Below are 18,234 nucleotides of genomic sequence, written 5' to 3' on the forward strand. Positions count from 1 at the left end.
AATAATGGGGGAGAAAAAGGGTGATCAAAAGGTAAATATTGGAATCATTGGCGTAGGTGGTGTAGGTGGTTATTTTGGGGGAAAGTTAGCACAGGCCTTTCAAGGAGACGATAGGTATAACATCTATTTTATTGCAAGAGGTACACATCTAGCTAAAATAAAGGAACAAGGGTTAATTTTAAAAACACATCAGGAAGGTGAGCTAAGATGTATTCCTACTTTGGCAACTGAAGAGATAAGTCAGTTACCACCTCTAGACATTTGTTTAATATGTGTTAAAAGTTATGATTTGCAGCAAGTACTTCTTGCATTAAAACCTAAGCTAAAGGCAACATGTCATATTCTTCCTTTACTAAATGGGGTAGATATTTATGACCGTATTAGAAAGGTAGTTTTTCAAGGAAACGTATATCCAGCTTGTGTATATGTTGGGACGCATATTTTAGAACCAGGGGTGATAGAACAAACGGGAGGAACTTGTAAAATTATCCTAGGTAAGGATCCTCAAAAAGAAGATGAGGCAACCCTATTAAAAGAAGTGTTGAAAAAAGCTAATATTACTTTTGAGTGGACAAAAGAATATTGGGAGGAAATTTGGAGTAAATATATGTTTATTGCTTCATATGGTTTAATAACAACTATTTATAATAAAACCATTGGAGGGGTATATAAAGACCCTGAATTAAGTGAACAAGTAAAATATTTGATGCAGTATATTAAAGAATTAGCATTGTTAGAAGGTATTCATTTGAAAGAAACGAGTATAGAGGAGTCTTATCACAAAGCCAGTACCTTTCCTTATGAGACAAAAACATCCTTTCAAAGAGATTATGAGAAAGGAACTGGAAGGGATGAAAGAGAAATATTTGGGGCGACACTTCTTCGACTAGGTAAAAAGCATGGATTATCAGTAGTAGGTATAGAAAAAATTTATAATCAATTAGTGTAAGAAAAAATAGAGTGATAAAAAAGATAAAGAGCTACTGGAAACTCCAATAGCTCTTTTTGTTAAACATTAAAACGGAAAAGGATAATATCACCGTCTTGTACTACATATTCTTTGCCTTCTAAACGAACAAGTCCTTTTTCTTTTGCAGCTGTATAAGAACCGCAACTCATTAAATCATCAAAATTAACAATTTCTGCCCGGATAAAACCTCTTTCAAAATCTGAATGAATTTTTCCAGCAGCACCAGGTGCTTTTGTACCTTTAGTAATGGTCCAAGCACGTACTTCTTGCTCACCAGCTGTTAAGTAACTAATAAGTCCAAGAAGCTTGTAGCTAGCTGAAATAAGTGTATCAAAACCTGTGCAACTAAGATCTAAGTCCTGAAGGAAAATGGCACGTTCTTCTTCTGAAAGCTCAGAGAGCTCTTGTTCAATTTGAGCACATACTGTAAATGTATCAGATCCCTCTTGGTTAGCAAAATCACGAACAGCTTGAACATAAGCATTTTCTACTTTACCTACAAGATCATCTTCAGAAATATTAGCCGCATATAAAACAGGTTTAGCTGTAATGAGGCCTAGAGAGGCAATAAATATATCTTGTTCTTCCTCTTCACCTAGTAATTGACGAGCAGAATGCCCATTTTCTAGAGTTTTGTAAACCTTTTGAAGAATTTCTAGTTCTTTAGCAAGTGCTTTGTCTGCCTTAGCACCTTTTACTGTTTTAGCAATACGACGTTCAAGAACTTCCATATCTGCAAAGATAAGTTCGAGATTAATGGTTTCAATATCTCTTAAAGGATCAACAGTCTTATCTACGTGAACAATGTTTTCATTTTCAAAGCAACGTACAACTTGAACGATGGCATCTACTTCACGAATATGTGAGAGGAATTGGTTCCCTAAACCTTCACCTTTGCTGGCTCCTTTAATAAGTCCTGCAATATCCACAAATTCTACGATAGCAGGTACAACACGTTTAGAGTTATACATTTGACGCAATTTTTCAAGGCGTGGGTCGGGAACAGCTACGACACCTACATTAGGTTCAATTGTACAAAAAGGGTAGTTTGCAGATTCGGCACCTGCTTTTGTTAATGCATTAAATAAGGTACTTTTACCTACGTTAGGTAATCCAACGATACCTAATTTCATAATTTTTCATCCTTCCTTAAGTAAAATCTATGAGACAATCCTGTTATTACACTATTAAAAAAACAGCAAGGTAGTAACTCGTCTATTTATAACCCTTTCTATATTAACGTATAATGACCTAAACTGCAATAAAATGCAGTCTTATTATGTATAAAACATAAGAAGTTTATACGAGCAGAACTTTAGAGCAGGCGTTTACAGTCTTAGATAAATATTCTATAATGAAAAGATAATAAAGGAGGAATGTTATGCCAAATATTTATTTTCCCTATTTAAATCTTAAATTCTATATTGATCCTATTGCTTTTGAACTATTTGGTCTACCTGTTTATTGGTATGGCATTATTTTGACATCTGGTATTATCTTAGGGACTTTACTTGCCATGCAAATAGCAAAAAAAGAAGGACTAAACCCAGATTTAATCATTGATTTTATTCTTTATGATATCATTTTTGCGTTATTAGGTGCGCGTACTTATTATGTATTGTTTAATTGGGACTATTATAAAGATCATTGGGTGGAGATTTTCAATTTGCGCCAAGGGGGGATTGCCATTTATGGAGCAGTACTTGCTTCGATAGTGGTTGCCATTATATTTACTAGGGCTAAGAAAATTAACTTTTTGCAGTTTGCTGATGTAGCTGTTTTTGGTCTAACTTTAGGACAAATTATTGGTCGTTATGGTAACTTTGTTAATATGGAAGCTTTTGGTGATTATACCAACAGTAAGTGGGCAATGCGCCTACTTAAAAGTCAAGCAAAACCACCTTTTTCGGAAAATGTTCTTCAAAATATACAGTCGGCTTTTGGAGCAGAATATATTCAAGTTCATCCTACTTTCTTTTATGAATCAACATGGAATGTTGTGTTATTAATCCTCCTTTTTGTACTTCGTAAGCATAAAAAATATCATGGACAACTATTTTTCATGTACCTTATTGGTTATGGGATTGGCCGTTATTGGGTAGAAGGATTACGTACCGACCAATTACTTTTGCCTATTCTTCATTTTCCCGCGTCACAATTAGTTGCCATTTTATCCATAATAATGGGAATAATTGGAATTATAATGTGTCGAAAGTCCGATAAGACCGCCTGATTAATCCAAAAATTAAGAATAATTGTTGATTTTTTCCAAAATAGGTATTATAATTTAAACTATAGAGAAAAGATAAATTATTTTTAATTTTTTAAGGGGGATTTGATATGGAAAGTATGCGTAAAAGTATATTAGTACTGCAATCTGATTTGAATAGGCAGCTCATAAGTGGAAAACCAGGACTATTTAATAACAAAGCAGTTTATTCCCTTAGCTTGAAGTTGGACAAGGAGATTGTAAAATACTATAAAAAAGTTATGAATCATTAAGAATAAAGGAATAAAGCCTAATAACAGAGAAGAAGACCAAAGATTCTATTTGGTCTTCTTTTTATGTCTTTAGTTTTAGAAAATTAATTTCTCTTTATCTTATATTCTACTTGAAATTTTTAGGGAAAACGCATAAAATATAAGAAAGTGGTATGAAGTGGGGACAAGTGGGGTGAAGTGGTAGATGTTTATAGGTGAATATAAACACAGCTTAGATGAAAAGGGAAGAGTGATTGTGCCTGCTAAATACCGTGAACAACTGGGCGACACCTTTATTTTAACAAAGGGTTTGGATGGCTGTTTGTTTATTTATCCTGTTTCAGAGTGGGTTATTTTTGAACAAAAGCTCAAAGACCTTCCACTGACTAATACCAATGCAAGAAAGTTTGTTCGTTTTTTTTTTATCAGGTGCAGTTGAATGCAGTGCGGACAAGCAAGGTAGAATACTGATTCCAAGTCAGTTAAGAGTATATTCTACCATTGAAAGAGACATAGTATTTATTGGCATGAGTAATCGTATTGAAGTTTGGAGCCATGAGAAGTGGGATGCTTATAACGCAGAAGAATTTGATGCAGATACAATTGCACAACAAATGGAAGAATTAGGAATATAAAGGTGACTAAAATGAAATTTGAACATGTATCCGTTTTATTAGAAGAATGTTTAGAAGGTCTTCAGATTAAATCAAACGGCATCTATGTAGATGGTACGTTAGGTGGAGCCGGACACTCTAGTGAAATTTGTAAGCGTCTTTCTAAAGAAGGACATCTTATTGGCATAGATCAAGATAATAATGCTTTGGCAGTGTCAAGGGAACGTTTAAAAGATGTTTTTCCTAAGGTAAGCATTGTAAAAAGTAATTTTGAACAAGTCGATGAAGTACTTAACCAATTAGGCATTGAAAAAATTGATGGCATGTTGATAGACTTAGGGGTTTCATCCCATCAACTTGATGAAGCATCCAGAGGTTTTTCCTATATGCAGGATGCACCTTTAGATATGCGTATGAATCAAGAAAATGCCTATTCAGCATATGAAGTCGTTAACGCATTAAGTGAAGAAGTATTATACACGCTTATTCGTGATTATGGTGAAGAAAAGTGGGCAAAACGCATTGCACAGTTTATTGTAAAAGAGCGTCAACAAAAACCTATTCAGACAACCTATGAATTAGTAGAGGTCATTAAAAAGGCTATTCCTCATGGTGCAAGAAAGGATGGTCCACATCCTGCCAAAAGAACGTTTCAGGCAATTCGCATTGAGGTGAATCGTGAATTAGATATTATTGAACCCACTATTCGAAAGATAGTAGAACGATTAGCAATAGGAGGGAGGTTATGTATTATTACGTTTCACTCTTTAGAAGATCGTATAGTGAAACAGACTTTTAAACAATTGGAAGATCCTTGTACATGTTCAAAGAGTTTTCCAATCTGTATATGTGGTAAAGTATCAAAAGTGAAAGTGATTTCACGTAAACCCATTCTTCCTTCAGAAGAGGAGATTGAATGGAATCCACGATCCAGAAGTGCTAAATTAAGAATTATAGAGAGAATTTAGTAGAAAGAGTTAGAAGAGGAGGAAGAGCGGGTGGAAGAAAGATTTGAACAAAAGTATAGTTATCAGTATGGCAGTGTTGTTAGAAACTTATATGAAGCAGAACCTATATCACCTAGAAAATATCCTCAGCAAAATCCACAGCCTCAAAGTATCCCACAAGTTCGTCCAAACGTAGATAGAGTCTTAGCGCTTAAGTTAAGTCTATGCGGTCTCTTTGTTTTTGTATGTACCTTTATGTACGTACATATTTACTCAACATTAGCAACAGCGCAAGCTGAGCTTAAAACAGTTAAAAATCAAATCCGAGAAACACGAAGTACTATTAGTTATACACAAGCACATATTTCAGAGAAGTTAAATCTTGATTATATTCGTCAGCGTGCTTCAAGGGAGCTAGGAATGGCAGAACCTTTGCCTTATCAAATTGTATATGTAGAATTACCTAAGCAGAGTTATACCTTATCGAGCAAATAAAGTAGGAGTTAAGATGGAAAGACGACAACAATCAGTTAAAAAAAATCAAAATACCCTTTCTAAGACGCGCCTAAATAGGCGCATCTTTATTATAGCCCTTTTTTTTATAGTTTTTATTATTTATATGATCTACCAAGTTACTTACATTAAATTCATACATGGTGAAGAGTATCAAAAGCAAGTTTATAGTCGGCTTATGAGTAGAGAAAGCCCTATCAATCCTCAACGAGGAAATATTTTAGATCGTAATAACAATACACTCGCAACAAGCTTTTTGACGTATGATATTACCTTATCACCTAAGGAAATTATGGAAGAGGAAGAGACGGATAGATATGTAATCTATGAAGCATTGGCTGAGGCAGTAGATAAAAAAGCGGAAGAAATTCAAGCTTTAGTTGAAAAGAATCCATCTTCTCAATATGCTCTTCTTGCTAAAAATGTAGCTAATGAAAAGGTAGAGGTTTTAAAAGAAAAAAAAATAAATGGAAAAGCTTTAACAGGTGTTTGGTATGATAAGAGTTTTATTCGAAGCTATCCAAAAAGTGAATTAGCTGCTCAACTTTTAGGGTTCTATAATAAAGATGGGCAAGGTCAATATGGTATTGAACAACAGTATAACGAGTATTTGGTAGGAGAAGCAGGTCGTATTTTCTCACAGTTTCAAGATGAACAAATCATTACAACAGAAATGAAAGCAGTAGAAAATGGTGCCAACATACGCTTGACCATAGATGAAGTTATTCAGCAATATGTAGAAACAACCATGAAGAAATATATTAAGGAGTATAATCCTGTTAATGCAGCAGCGATTATTGCCAATCCTAACACCGGCGAAATTTATAGTATGTACTCTTATCCAAGCTTTGACCCTAATCATTACAATAATCTTGAGGAGCAGTTGGGAAAAGAAGTATGGAATGGTTTAAATGAACAAGATAAAACGACAGCTCTTTATAGTGCATGGCGAAATTTTACTACACAGAATCCTTATGAATTAGGTTCTACTTTTAAGCCTCTTTTGATAGCATTGGCCATCGATGAACATGCCATTGACTTAAATGATACCTATCTATGTCATGGGTCTATGCAAGTAGCTGATCGTTTAATTCATTGTTGGAAAACATCTGGACATGGTGAACAAACAGTAGAACAAGCTTTGGCTAATTCATGTAATATGGCCATGATTCAAATTGCTGAAAAGATTGACTATGACTTGTTTTTATCTTATATGGATAAATATGGTTTTGGTGAGAGGACAGGTATAGCTTTGCCGGGTGAAGAAACAGGGCTTTTACATAACAAGCTAGGTCCTGTAGAGCGTGCAACTTATTCCATGGGGCAAACTTTTACAGCCACACCTGTTCAATTAATAAGTGCTTTTTCAGCTGTTATTAATGGGGGCTACTTACTTGAACCGCTTGTTGTTTCAGATATTGTTGATGAACGAGGAGAAGTTCTTTATCATGCTAAACCAGTTATAAGAAGACAAGTCATATCAAAGGAAACTTCAGAACTTGTGAGACGCTATCTTGGTAAGGTAGTTGATGAGGGAGGAACAGGAGTTAATGCTCATATAAGTGGATATAAGATTGGTGGAAAGACGGGAACAGCAGAAAAGGGAGAACGTGGAAATGAGAAATATATTGTTTCTTTTGTTGGTTACGCGCCGCTAGAAAATCCAGAAGTTATTGCCCTTGTTATTTTTGATGAAGCACCTGAAAAGAGTGGTGCTCCTACTAAGGCTTTTAAAGAGATGATGGGAAAAATCTTACCTTACTTACAGATTGAAACAACTTCTAATATGCAAGAAACAAAAGAAGAACAAGGAGAAGTGCCTTCTCTTATAGGTAAGAATTTATATGAAGCTACGAGTTTATTACAAGCTCAGGGATTAACGTATCAAAGTATAGGGGTAGGAACTCAAATAAAAAGTCAATATCCTAAGGAAGGAACGCTTTTGCCAAAAGGCTCAAGTGTACGCTTATATATGCAAGCAGAAAATCCAGGAGCATTGTTGGAAGTACCTAACTTAATCGGTATGAGTATTGAACAAGCACAGAGTTTGGTAGGGGAGGATTTTACTTTGTCAGGAAATGGGAGTGGTGAAATCACAAATCAAGTACCGAAAGCTGGAGCTAAAATAGAAAAAAAAGCACAAATAGTTGTACAAACATATCAATAAAGAGAATAATGACTCCTCCTTTAAAATAAACTTTAGGTAAGACAACTTTTAAAGGAGGAATTTTTGTATGCAAAAAGAGGTTTCTGTTCGTGTGCAACGTCGTATTCTTATCCTTATTCTTTGCTTTGTTATAGGAATAGGGGGAATGTCTATACGTCTTGCATATGTACAAATAATAGAAGGTACTATGCTTCAAGAAAAAGCACTCGAGCAACATACAAGAGACCGTTTGATAGCACCTACTCGTGGGATTATCTATGATCGGAATTTAGAGATTCTTGCTCAAAGTGGTTCTGTTGCAACGGTAGGTGTTGTGAATGCTCAAATTAAAGATCCAGAAGGAGTCGCCAAAATTTTAGCAGAACGCTTAAAAATTGATTATGAAAAGGTATACCAAAAAGTGACCAAACATGTGGCTTTTGAACGTATTGCTACGAAGGTGGATAAGGAGATAGCAGACGAAATTAGAAATTTAAACTTAGCAGGTGTAAAAGTAGATGAAGACTCGAAGCGTTTTTATCCTTATAATGAATTAGCGGCACAAACTATTGGTTTTGTAGGAAAAGATAATCAAGGAATTGTAGGTTTAGAAGTGAAGTATGATTCTTATTTAAAGGGGATTCCAGGGAAAATTTTAATGGAAACCAATGGAAAAGGGCAGAGGAGAGAAGAAGAAGCAGAAGTACGTATGAATCCTATTCCAGGCGATAATTTAGTTTTAACTTTAGATGTGACATTACAACAATATGCTGAACAAGCCTTAGAAAAGGTAGTTGAAATGAAGGGAGCAAAGAGAGGTTCACTTATTTTAATGAATCCTCAAAATGGTGAAATTTATGCGATGGCCAATAAGCCAGATTTTGATTTAAATGTTCCTTTTACTATTAATGATGAAACTTTAGCAAATGAATGGAATTTATATAGTATAAAGGAACAACAAGATTTACTTAATCAAATGTGGCGTAATTTTACAATTAATGACACCTATGAGCCAGGTTCTACTTTTAAGATATTTACTTCTGCTATGGGATTAGAAGAAAACGTAGTAACAGAAAATAGCCCTTTTAACTGTGGGGGTTCACGTATTGTAGCAGGAAGAACGATTAAATGTTGGCGTAGCCCACGTTCTCATGGTGCACAAAACTTTGTACAAGGTGTACAAAACTCATGCAATCCCGTATTTATGGAAGTAGCTGAACGTGTAGGAGCGAATAAGTTTTATGACTATATGATTAAGTTTGGCTTTAAATCTAAAACACAAATTGATTTACCTGGTGAGGCTGTAGGGATTTTACATAATAAAAATAAAATTGGCCCAGTAGAACTGGCAACGATGTCTTTTGGACAGTCCTTTCAAATAACACCACTTCAGCTATTAGCAGGTGCAGCTTCAGTAGTGAATGGAGGTTATCAAATTACTCCTCATCTAGGTAAAGAAATTATTGATAATAAAGGAAATGTCGTAGAGGTTTTTGATTATCCTAAAGGGGAGCAGATTATAACAACTGAAACGAGCGAACGCATGAAAAAAATTTTAGAAAGTGTTGTTGCAGAGGGAACTGGAAATAAGAGCTATATTCCAGGATATCGCATTGGTGGGAAAACAGCTACATCTCAAAAGTTACCTCGTGGTTCTGGTAAATACATAGCATCTTTTCTTGCTTTTGCTCCGGCTGAAAATCCAGTAATAATGGGGATTGTTATTATTGATGAACCACAAGGTGTTTATTATGGTGGAACAGTAGCAGGACCTGTTATGCAGGAAGTATTGGCTAATGCCTTACCCTATTTGAATATTGAGCCTATCTATAATGAAAAGGAACAGGCTTTAAGAGAAGTACAAACCTTAGTTGTTCCTAACTTTGAGACACTCTCTCTAAAAGAAGCTAGGCTGTGGGCAAAAGAGAAAAATATCATTCTCCAGATTGAAGGAACAGGAGAAAGAATAGTTGCACAATTTCCAATGCCAAATGAAGTAATTAATTTAACAACTAAAATTATACTTTATACGCAGTAGATGACTTTTTAATCCCTAAGACTCATGTTATAATAACAAAGAAATAAAGTTAGGAGGATGACAATGAAGCTGAAAGACTTAATGGTTGGATTAGAATATAATTGCACTATAGGTAATATGGAACAAGATATTGACATGATTATTTATGATTCGCGTATTAAAACAAAAAGTGGATTATTTATAGCGATAGAAGGTTTTAAGACAGATGGTCATCAGTATATTCAGGCAGCAATTGAAAATGGGGCAAAGGCATTACTTGTCCAAAAGGATATTGGGGTAGAAATAAAGGGTATGACAGTCATTCAAGTAGAAGATACAAGAAAAGCAATGGCGATTGTAGCGAATAATGCATTTAAACATCCTTCTTCTAAAATACAAGTAGTAGGAGTAACGGGTACTAATGGAAAAACCAGCATTACTTATTTGCTAGGGCAAGTTTTAGAAGCCTATAAGCAAAAAATAGGAATTATTGGTACTATTGAAAATCGCATTGGCAATACTATACTTAAAGCAGAACGTACTACTCCTGAATCTCTTGATTTGCAAGGACTTTTTAATAAAATGGTGGATGAAGAGGTAGATTATGCCCTTTTAGAAGTTTCTTCCCACGCTTTAGAGTTGAGTCGTGTAGCAGGTGTTGATTTTAATATTGGTATTTTTACTAATTTAACACAAGATCATTTAGACTTTCATGGAACAATGGAGAACTATGCATATGCTAAGGCTAAGTTGTTTTCAATGTGTGAAGTAGGAGTGATTAATGCAGATAGTCCATATGCACACATTATGACTGAAAAGGCAACATGTGAGCTTATAACTTATGGTATTTATAATGAGGCAACTTATAAAGCCTCGGATATACACATTACAGCAGAAGGTGTACGCTATACCTTATGTGCACCTGAAGGTGTTTTTGAAGTAGTAGTACCTATTCCTGGACAATTTACAGTGTATAATACTTTGGCAGTTATTGGAGCAGCTTCTTCACTTCAAGTACCAATGCCACATATTATTGACACACTTGCTCAGGTAAAAGGGGTACCTGGTCGTGTACAATCCTTTACTTCAGCAAAGGGTTATAGTGTTTTAGTGGATTATGCACATACACCTGATGGGCTTCAAAATGTACTTGAGACAATTAAGGAGTTTGCGAAAGGTGAGATAATAACAGTCTTTGGCTGTGGTGGTGATCGTGATAAAACCAAGCGTCCACTAATGGGTGAAATTGCAGCACGCTATTCTACACACGTTATTATTACTTCGGATAATCCACGTACGGAAGATCCACTTAGTATTTTGGATCAAGTAGAAAAAGGTGTAAAACAACATAAAGTGTCTTATAGTAAAATGGTAGACCGTAAAGCTGCTATATTAGAAGCACTTCAACAGGCAAAAGCAAAAGATGTCATTTTAATTGCAGGTAAAGGACATGAAAACTACCAAATTCTTAAAGACCGTATTATCCATTTTGACGACTCTGAAATTGTAAGAGAGTATATCCAGGGGGAAGAGTAATGAAATTACTTTTGCAAGATATTATAAAAGCTATAGAGGGTGAATGTTTAAATCCTCATCAATTAGAGAAGCAGCTTATAACAGGTATTTATACGGACTCAAGATGTCATTTAGAGGGGGGATTATTCATTCCTCTTAAAGGAGAGCACTTTGATGGGCATACTTTTATCCCTCAGCTTAAAGCAAAAGGAGTAGTAGCTACTTTAACGGAGGTACGTGAGGTACTTGACGCTGAACTTTGTACAATTTATGTCCAGGATACGAGAAATGCTTTATTGCAATTAGCACGTTACTATAGGCAGCAGTTTAGCTTGCCACTTATTGGCATTACAGGAAGTGTAGGTAAAACGAGTACAAAGGAAATCATTGCAGCTGTATTAAGTGGTAAATGGCAGGTTCATAAAACAGAAGGAAACTATAATAATGAAATTGGATTACCCCTCACTCTTTTTAAGTTGGAGCCTTATCATGAAGTGGCTGTTATTGAGATGGGGATGAACCACTTTGGGGAAATTAGTAGATTAAGCCAGGCAGCACTTCCAGATATAGGAGTAATTACCAATGTCGGAACATCTCATATTGAAAATTTAGGAAGTCGAGAAGGGATTCTAAAAGCAAAGCTAGAGATAACTGATGGTTTATCGCCAGAAGGACTTTTGATAGTCAATGGAGATAATGATTTATTAGGTAGTTTAGAAAAGCTAACTTATCCCGTTATACGATATGGTTTATCAAAAGAACATCCTTATTATGCAGAAAATATTGTATGTCATGCAGAATATACAACAGCAACCATTCATACACCCAGTAGAGAATATGCCATTCAAATCGCAGCATTGGGTGAGCATATGATCTATAATACACTGGCGGCTATTGCTGTTGCTGAGTATTATGGTTTAACGGAAGAAGAAATTAGCCGCGGTATTGCCTCTTACCGTCCGCCTAAAATGCGCATGCATATCACAAACTTACAAGAAGGTGTGACTCTTATAAATGATGCATATAACGCAAGTCCAGATTCTATGGAGGCAGCACTTAAAGTATTAGAGAACTATCCTTGTAAGGGAAGACGTCTAGCAGTTTTAGGGGATATGCTCGAAATGGGAGAATATGGTCCGGAACTCCATAGAAGAGTGGGGCAATTTACTTCTGAATGTCAAATTGATGGAGTTTGTGCAGTAGGTGAATTAGCTAAGTATATTGCAGAAGGTGTATGGAGTAAGGAAGCAATTATGTGGTGTAAGCATTATGAAACAAAGGAAAAATTCAAAGAAGAAATGAAAAAAATTATACATTCAGAAGATGTGGTACTTTTTAAAGCGTCACGTGGTATGAAGTTTGAAGAACTGATTGATGTGTTAGGAAAGGTGAAGGATGATGAAAAATGATGCCTTATATGCGGCTTTAATTGCCTTTTTTTTAAATATTGCAATGAGTCCATTTGTGATTCCACTCTTGCAAAAATTTAAATTTGGTCAAAATGTAAGAAGTGATGGGCCTAATAGTCACTTGAAAAAATCAGGAACTCCTACTATGGGTGGCGTAATTATTTTAGGGAGTATGGTACTAACAAGCTTACTTTTTAGTATCAATAATAAGGAACTTCATACTATTTTATTTGTAACAATTGGATTCGGACTTATTGGATTTCTAGATGACTATATCAAAATTGTCAAAAGACGTTCTTTAGGTCTTACGGCTAGGCAAAAAATTATTGCTCAATTAGTTGTAACAGGGATTTTTGCTTATGCACTTAAAGTCTATTTAGGATTAGATACCAGTATTATTTTACCTTTTAGTGAAGGGAGAGAACTAGATCTTGGTTATCTATTTTGGCCATTTCTTGTTATTGCTGTATTAGGGGTGGTAAATGCTGTTAATCTTACAGATGGCTTAGATGGTTTAGCATCAGGGGTAACAGTTTTAGTTGCTACTTACTTTGCAGCAATTGCTTGGGCTATGCACAGCAATGTTTTGCCTATTGCAGCAGCTGCTGTGGGAAGTTTATTAGGCTTTTTATTGTTTAATAGTTATCCTGCTAAAGTGTTTATGGGAGATACAGGTTCTTTAGCACTTGGAGGGTTTGTAATTGCTACAGCTTTTGTTATGAAAATGCCTCTTTTTATTTTAATTGTAGGTATTATTTATGTTATCGAAAATATATCTGTTATATTACAAGTTGCTTATTTTAAGAAAACAAAGAAGCGTTTGTTTAAAATGGCGCCTATTCATCATCATTTTGAGTTATCAGGATGGCCAGAAACAAAAGTGGTCACAGTCTTTAGCATTGTGACAGCAATTATGTGTTTAATTGGCTTAGTAGCTTTATAGGAGGAAAAAAGATGGATGTAAAAGGGAAAAGTATCCTTATCATAGGGAATGCACGTAGTGGGATAGCAGCAGCTAAACTTGCTCTTAATCAGGGAGCTCAAGTTTGGATTTATGATGGAAAAGCTTATGAAAAGTGGAATGAAGAAATACAAAAACACATTCAAGAAATGAAAAAACAAGGGATTGGCTTTATTCTAGGTGAAGAGCCTGAGCTTGAGAACATAGATCTTGTTATTATGAGTCCAGGGGTACCTCTTGATATACCTTGTGTAAAAAAGGCTAAAACGAAGGGGATTGAAGTAATTGGTGAATTAGAATTTGCTTCTCGCTTTTGTAAAGCACCTATTGTTGCGATTACAGGTACAAATGGTAAAACCACTACCACTACCTTAGTAGGCGAAATAATGAAAAGTTATAATCCACAAACCTTTGTTGTAGGGAATATTGGCAGGGCATTCAGTGAGGATGTACTTACTATCCCAACAGATGGTATTGTGGTAGCAGAGGTAAGTAGTTTTCAATTAGAAACGGCTCCTACCTTTCATCCAGTGGTATCTGCCATTTTAAATATTACGCCGGATCATTTAAATCGCCATCATACCATGGAAAACTACTGTGCTTGTAAATATCAGATTCTGGCAAATCAAAATACCAGCGATTTTTGTGTTTTAAATAGTCAAGATACGTATTTTAAAGAAGCTAAAGAAAAAGCAAAGGGACAAGTGATTACCTTTAGTTTAAAAGAGGAGAATTTATCAAGTGTTTTTTTACAAGACGGGAAATTAATAGAAAATATACTAGGAGAAAAAAATAGTATTTGCGAGGTAAATGAGCTTAAGATAAAAGGGACTCATAATATTGAAAATGCTGCCGCTGCTATTGCTATTTGTAGAGCTTTTGGGGTGCCAATATCCTGTATTAGGGAAGCACTTCTAGCATTTAAAGGTGTAGAACATCGTACAGAGTATGTAACAACTAAGAAAGGGATAGACTTTTTTAATGATTCCAAGGCAACCAATACAGATGCAGCTATTGCAGGTTTAATGGGACTTAGTGTACTAGGTAAACCTATTCGTCTGATAGCAGGAGGGATGGATAAGGAGATCTCCTTTAGACCTTGGACAAAACTTTTTAAAGGGCGAGTAGCTAAGGTTTATATTATTGGTGAAACAAAAGAACAACTAATGAAAGAATGTGAAGAAGAGGGCTATTACAACTATCAAGGTTTTATAACTTTTGAAGAAGCGATACATGCAGCTTATAGGGAAAGCCAATCAGGGGAATGTGTTTTGCTTTCGCCTGCTTGTGCAAGCTGGGATATGTTTGAGAGCTATGAACAAAGAGGAGAATTATTTAAAGAGATTGTAAATCATTTGGAAGGGTGAGAAGTGTGGCGCAAAAAGGGACGAACCTTACCAAACAAAAGAAAAATGTAAAAAATACACCAGATTTCATTTTATTAGCAATAATTGTACTTATCGTTAGCTTTGGAATTATTATGGTATATAGTGCAAGTTTTTACTATGCAACTAATAAAGGTGAAACACCTATTTATTTTGCACTGAAACAATTAATTATAGGTATTGCAGGGATTATACTCATGCTTATTATTACCTTTAAGTTTAATTATCGTATTTTTTCAAATATGTTTTTGGCTAAAGTTTTATATGGGATAAGTATTATTCTTTCAATAAGTGTTATGTTTATAGGTCAAACAGTTAATGGTGCAACACGTTGGCTTAAAATGGGTCCCATCCAATTTCAGCCATCAGAAATAGCTAAAATAGCTGTAGTCATTATGCTCTCTTCTTATATTATTAAACATCGTAAAGAAATGAATAAGTGGAAGTACATAGTAGGAGCATGGGGAATTATTCTCTTTCCTACACTAGTTGTTGCTATTGAAAATCTAAGTTCAGCTATTGTTATTTTCTTTATTGGATTAATGATTATGTTTGTATCTAGTCCTAAGGTATGGTACTATTTAGCCTTTATGGGGATTGGAGCATGTTTAGCGGTGGGAGTCTATTTTTTAGCTATTACAACAGAACCCAATGAGGAAATTAATATACCTATTGTAAAACATATTTTAAAGCCTTATCGCTTAGATCGTATACGTGTATGGAAAAATCCTTGGCTAGATCCAAGAGGAAAAGGTTATCAGCCTATACAAGCTCTTTATGCAGTAGGTTCGGGTGGTGTTTTTGGAAGAGGGTTGGGGAAAGGTGTTCAAAAACAAGATTTCTTACCTGAACCACATAATGACATTATTTTCGCAGTTATTTGTGAGGAACTTGGATTAGTAGGAGCAATCATATTATTATTAGGATACTCCATTTTAGTAGTTCGTGGACTAAGTATTGCTATAAGGGCTACTGATTATTTTGGAACACTAGTGGCTGTAGGTATATCAACTATGGTAGGTATTCAGGTTCTTATTAACGTAGCGGTAAATACAAACACCATTCCTACAACAGGTATGCAGCTTCCACTTGTGAGCTATGGTGGGACAGCTTTAGCTATTTTACTTGCTACCTTGGGATTATTGCTCAATATTTCTTGTACATCGTCTATTAAAAAGCTTTCGAAGTAATATGTCACAATTTTCCACTTTAGAGAATAAAATGGTCTTATAGAAGCTTACCTATAGGAGGTGCTCTCAGAATGAGTAAGTACGTTATTCATGGAGGTAAGCGTCTAGAAGGAGAACTGCGAATTGATGGTAGTAAAAATGCAGTTTTGCCAATTATAGCAGCAACCTTATTGACTGGAAAAAAAACATATCTCTATAACTGTCCTAAGATAACAGACGTAGAGATTATGATGGAAATATTAAAACAACTTGGTTGCGACGTAAAGTGGGATAATAAAACACTGATTATAGATACTAGTACTTTAAAAAGTTATAATATATCAGAAGAGCTAGTAAGAAAGATGCGTTCTTCTATTATTTTATTAGGAGCTATTATAGGGCGTTTGGGGAAAGCTAAGATTAGTTATCCAGGCGGATGCCCATTAGGTGCGAGACCTATCGACTTGCATCTTATGGCTTTTAAAAAAATGGGTATTTTAGTTGAAGAGAAACACGGTTTTATTATTTGTGAAAGCAGATACCTTCGAGGCGCTAAAATCCATCTTGACTTTCCAAGTGTAGGAGCCACAGAAAATGTTATGTTAGCGGCTACACTTGCATCAGGAACTACAATTATTGATAATGCAGCTAGAGAGCCAGAAATAGTTGATTTACAGGATTACCTTAATGCTTGTGGCGCTCAAATAACTGGTGCTGGCTCAGGGACAATTGTTATTCATGGTGTAACAGAATTACACGATGTGACCTATAAGGTCATTCCAGATAGAATCATGGCAGGAACCTATCTTGTTGCTGCAGCCATTACACGAGGAAATATTATACTGAATGAAGTGAATCCGACTCATCTTAGAGCCATTACTTCTAAATTAGAAGAGACAGGGTGTACAATTATTGAAGAAAAGCAACGTATTATTTTAGAGACACCTAGGATATTAAAAGGTATAACATTAACTACAGAACCCTATCCGGGTTATCCGACAGATATGCAGTCACAAATGATGGCCTTATTATGTACCAGTAAGGAAACAAGTATTATCAAAGAAAATTTGTTCGAAGCACGTTTTAAACCGGCTTATGAGCTGATACGAATGGGGGCTAATATTAGTGTAGAAGGAAAAATTGCTATTATTAGACCCAGTAAGCAGCTTACTGGAACGAATGTGCAAGCTGAAGATTTACGGGGAGGCGCGGGGCTTGTACTAGCAGGACTTTGTGCAATAGGGGAAACGAGTGTAGAAAATATTCATCATATCAAAAGAGGGTATGAAGATATTGCAAGGGACTTAAGAGAACTTGGAGCTTGTATCGAAGAGAGGGAGTAATGAAGGTTGAGAACAAGAGATAACGTATTTGCTAAGAAAATAATGTACGCAATAGGAATAGTAAGTATTTTAATGATTACTTTAAGCGTCCTTCCAATTTGGCAGGTAACAAAAATTATAGTGAAAGATAGCCAATATTATTCAGAAGAAGATATTAAGAAGGTGCTAAAACTAGAAGGTGAACCTCTTTGGGGAATGTCTAAAAAAAAGCTTAAAGAGCAATTAAAGAAGCTCCCTTATGTAGAGGATAGTCAAATTGATTATAGCTTTCCAGGAAAAATACAAATATGTCTTATTGAAAAAGTGCCTTATGGATATGTTCCTTTTATGGGAACATATCTTTGCATTGATGAAAAAGGACAAGTTATCGAACAAGTTAATAGTGTTGTTCAAAAGCTTCCTATCATTAGAGGATTAGTCTTTAATGCTTTTAAAATAGGAGAAGTACTTCCGCTTGAGTCAGAAGATGCACTACTTATAGCAGTAGAACTGATTAATATCTTAAAAAAGTATAATTATACACAAAAAGTAACTGGAATTGATATTTATAACCTTGAACAAATTCACTTGTATGTTGATAATTTAGATGTTATAATTGGAAATATACAGCATTTTGAAGAAAAGCTTCAATGGCTTATAAAAATCCATGAAACACATGATATGGGCGTGTTAAATTTGTCCCAGATACCCAATGGACAAGTTGTTTTAAGCCCCATTGAATAAACAAATATATTAAAAGAATAACTTGAGACGAAAGGGGAGTC

General features: G+C 35.2%; 15 protein-coding genes and 1 pseudogene. 15 read left to right on the plus strand and 1 reads right to left on the minus strand.

What is annotated here, in order from left to right; all coding sequences use genetic code 11:
• Window positions 1–4: 4 nt before the first annotated feature.
• Window positions 5–949, plus strand: a complete 945-nt coding sequence (locus tag CS063_RS07055; RefSeq protein WP_099448992.1) for a ketopantoate reductase family protein — start codon at window positions 5–7, stop codon at window positions 947–949.
• Window positions 950–1,008: 59 nt separating this feature from the next.
• Here CS063_RS07055 and ychF read toward each other — a convergent pair whose 3' ends face one another.
• Window positions 1,009–2,103: a redox-regulated ATPase YchF gene (gene ychF / locus CS063_RS07060; RefSeq protein WP_099448993.1), complete on the minus strand. Its 1,095-nt coding sequence runs from the start codon at window positions 2,101–2,103 to the stop codon at window positions 1,009–1,011.
• A 248-nt stretch (window positions 2,104–2,351) separates the two neighbouring features.
• Between ychF and lgt the strand changes: the two genes are divergently transcribed.
• The 14 genes and pseudogenes from lgt to CS063_RS07125 all read left to right on the plus strand — a co-directional run bounded on the left by lgt (window position 2,352) and on the right by CS063_RS07125 (window position 18,193).
• Window positions 2,352–3,203: a prolipoprotein diacylglyceryl transferase gene (gene lgt / locus CS063_RS07065; protein ID WP_099448994.1), complete on the plus strand. Its 852-nt coding sequence runs from the start codon at window positions 2,352–2,354 to the stop codon at window positions 3,201–3,203.
• Window positions 3,204–3,310: 107 nt separating this feature from the next.
• Window positions 3,311–3,472 carry a hypothetical protein gene (locus CS063_RS17615; protein WP_180270718.1) on the plus strand — a complete coding sequence of 54 codons (162 nt, stop codon included), beginning with the start codon at window positions 3,311–3,313 and terminating at the stop codon, window positions 3,470–3,472.
• 184 nt (window positions 3,473–3,656) lie between these two features.
• Window positions 3,657–4,086 (plus strand): annotated as a pseudogene (mraZ, locus tag CS063_RS18135) (division/cell wall cluster transcriptional repressor MraZ).
• An 11-nt stretch (window positions 4,087–4,097) separates the two neighbouring features.
• Window positions 4,098–5,033 carry a 16S rRNA (cytosine(1402)-N(4))-methyltransferase RsmH gene (gene rsmH / locus CS063_RS07075; protein ID WP_099448995.1) on the plus strand — a complete coding sequence of 312 codons (936 nt, stop codon included), beginning with the start codon at window positions 4,098–4,100 and terminating at the stop codon, window positions 5,031–5,033.
• 30 nt (window positions 5,034–5,063) lie between these two features.
• Window positions 5,064–5,507: a hypothetical protein gene (locus CS063_RS07080; protein WP_099448996.1), complete on the plus strand. Its 444-nt coding sequence runs from the start codon at window positions 5,064–5,066 to the stop codon at window positions 5,505–5,507.
• A gap of 13 nt (window positions 5,508–5,520) precedes the next feature.
• Window positions 5,521–7,692 (plus strand): penicillin-binding transpeptidase domain-containing protein, encoded by a 2,172-nt coding sequence (locus CS063_RS07085; RefSeq protein WP_099448997.1) that lies wholly within the window; start codon window positions 5,521–5,523, stop codon window positions 7,690–7,692.
• Window positions 7,693–7,759: 67 nt separating this feature from the next.
• A complete protein-coding gene (locus tag CS063_RS07090; protein WP_099448998.1) occupies window positions 7,760–9,709 on the plus strand; it encodes a penicillin-binding transpeptidase domain-containing protein in 1,950 nt (649 codons plus the stop codon).
• 63 nt (window positions 9,710–9,772) lie between these two features.
• Complete coding sequence (locus CS063_RS07095; protein ID WP_099448999.1) at window positions 9,773–11,224, plus strand: UDP-N-acetylmuramoyl-L-alanyl-D-glutamate--2,6-diaminopimelate ligase; 1,452 nt, start codon at window positions 9,773–9,775, stop codon at window positions 11,222–11,224.
• Window positions 11,224–12,612, plus strand: coding sequence for a UDP-N-acetylmuramoyl-tripeptide--D-alanyl-D-alanine ligase (locus CS063_RS07100; RefSeq protein WP_099449000.1), 1,389 nt, complete (start codon window positions 11,224–11,226; stop codon window positions 12,610–12,612). The genes CS063_RS07095 and CS063_RS07100 overlap by 1 nt, the downstream gene beginning before the upstream one ends.
• Window positions 12,602–13,555, plus strand: coding sequence for a phospho-N-acetylmuramoyl-pentapeptide-transferase (gene mraY / locus CS063_RS07105; RefSeq protein ID WP_099449001.1), 954 nt, complete (start codon window positions 12,602–12,604; stop codon window positions 13,553–13,555). Before CS063_RS07100 ends, mraY begins: the two co-directional genes overlap by 11 nt.
• A gap of 11 nt (window positions 13,556–13,566) precedes the next feature.
• Window positions 13,567–14,940, plus strand: a complete 1,374-nt coding sequence (gene murD, locus CS063_RS07110; RefSeq protein WP_099449002.1) for a UDP-N-acetylmuramoyl-L-alanine--D-glutamate ligase — start codon at window positions 13,567–13,569, stop codon at window positions 14,938–14,940.
• Between the two features lie 5 nt (window positions 14,941–14,945).
• Complete coding sequence (locus CS063_RS07115) at window positions 14,946–16,148, plus strand: FtsW/RodA/SpoVE family cell cycle protein (RefSeq protein WP_308415449.1); 1,203 nt, start codon at window positions 14,946–14,948, stop codon at window positions 16,146–16,148.
• A gap of 71 nt (window positions 16,149–16,219) precedes the next feature.
• A complete protein-coding gene (murA, locus tag CS063_RS07120) occupies window positions 16,220–17,470 on the plus strand; it encodes a UDP-N-acetylglucosamine 1-carboxyvinyltransferase (protein WP_099449003.1) in 1,251 nt (416 codons plus the stop codon).
• Window positions 17,471–17,476: 6 nt separating this feature from the next.
• Entirely contained in the window at window positions 17,477–18,193 is a 717-nt protein-coding gene (locus CS063_RS07125) for a cell division protein FtsQ/DivIB (protein ID WP_099449004.1), read from the plus strand.
• The last annotated feature ends 41 nt before the right edge of the window (window positions 18,194–18,234 follow it).

Origin of the sequence: Sporanaerobium hydrogeniformans (assembly GCF_002735925.1) — a bacterium.
GTDB classification, from domain to species: domain Bacteria; phylum Bacillota; class Clostridia; order Lachnospirales; family Cellulosilyticaceae; genus Sporanaerobium; species Sporanaerobium hydrogeniformans.

Bases quoted from the DNA above. Each gene is read 5' to 3' on its own strand.
- CS063_RS07055 (WP_099448992.1), top strand. From the start codon at position 5: ATGGGGGAGAAAAAGGGTGATCAAAAGGTAAATATTGGAATCATTGGC.
- ychF (WP_099448993.1), bottom strand. From the start codon at position 2,103: ATGAAATTAGGTATCGTTGGATTACCTAACGTAGGTAAAAGTACCTTA.
- lgt (WP_099448994.1), top strand. From the start codon at position 2,352: ATGCCAAATATTTATTTTCCCTATTTAAATCTTAAATTCTATATTGAT.
- CS063_RS17615 (WP_180270718.1), top strand. From the start codon at position 3,311: ATGGAAAGTATGCGTAAAAGTATATTAGTACTGCAATCTGATTTGAAT.
- rsmH (WP_099448995.1), top strand. From the start codon at position 4,098: ATGAAATTTGAACATGTATCCGTTTTATTAGAAGAATGTTTAGAAGGT.
- CS063_RS07085 (WP_099448997.1), top strand. From the start codon at position 5,521: ATGGAAAGACGACAACAATCAGTTAAAAAAAATCAAAATACCCTTTCT.
- CS063_RS07090 (WP_099448998.1), top strand. From the start codon at position 7,760: ATGCAAAAAGAGGTTTCTGTTCGTGTGCAACGTCGTATTCTTATCCTT.
- CS063_RS07095 (WP_099448999.1), top strand. From the start codon at position 9,773: ATGAAGCTGAAAGACTTAATGGTTGGATTAGAATATAATTGCACTATA.
- CS063_RS07100 (WP_099449000.1), top strand. From the start codon at position 11,224: ATGAAATTACTTTTGCAAGATATTATAAAAGCTATAGAGGGTGAATGT.
- mraY (WP_099449001.1), top strand. From the start codon at position 12,602: ATGAAAAATGATGCCTTATATGCGGCTTTAATTGCCTTTTTTTTAAAT.
- murD (WP_099449002.1), top strand. From the start codon at position 13,567: ATGGATGTAAAAGGGAAAAGTATCCTTATCATAGGGAATGCACGTAGT.
- murA (WP_099449003.1), top strand. From the start codon at position 16,220: ATGAGTAAGTACGTTATTCATGGAGGTAAGCGTCTAGAAGGAGAACTG.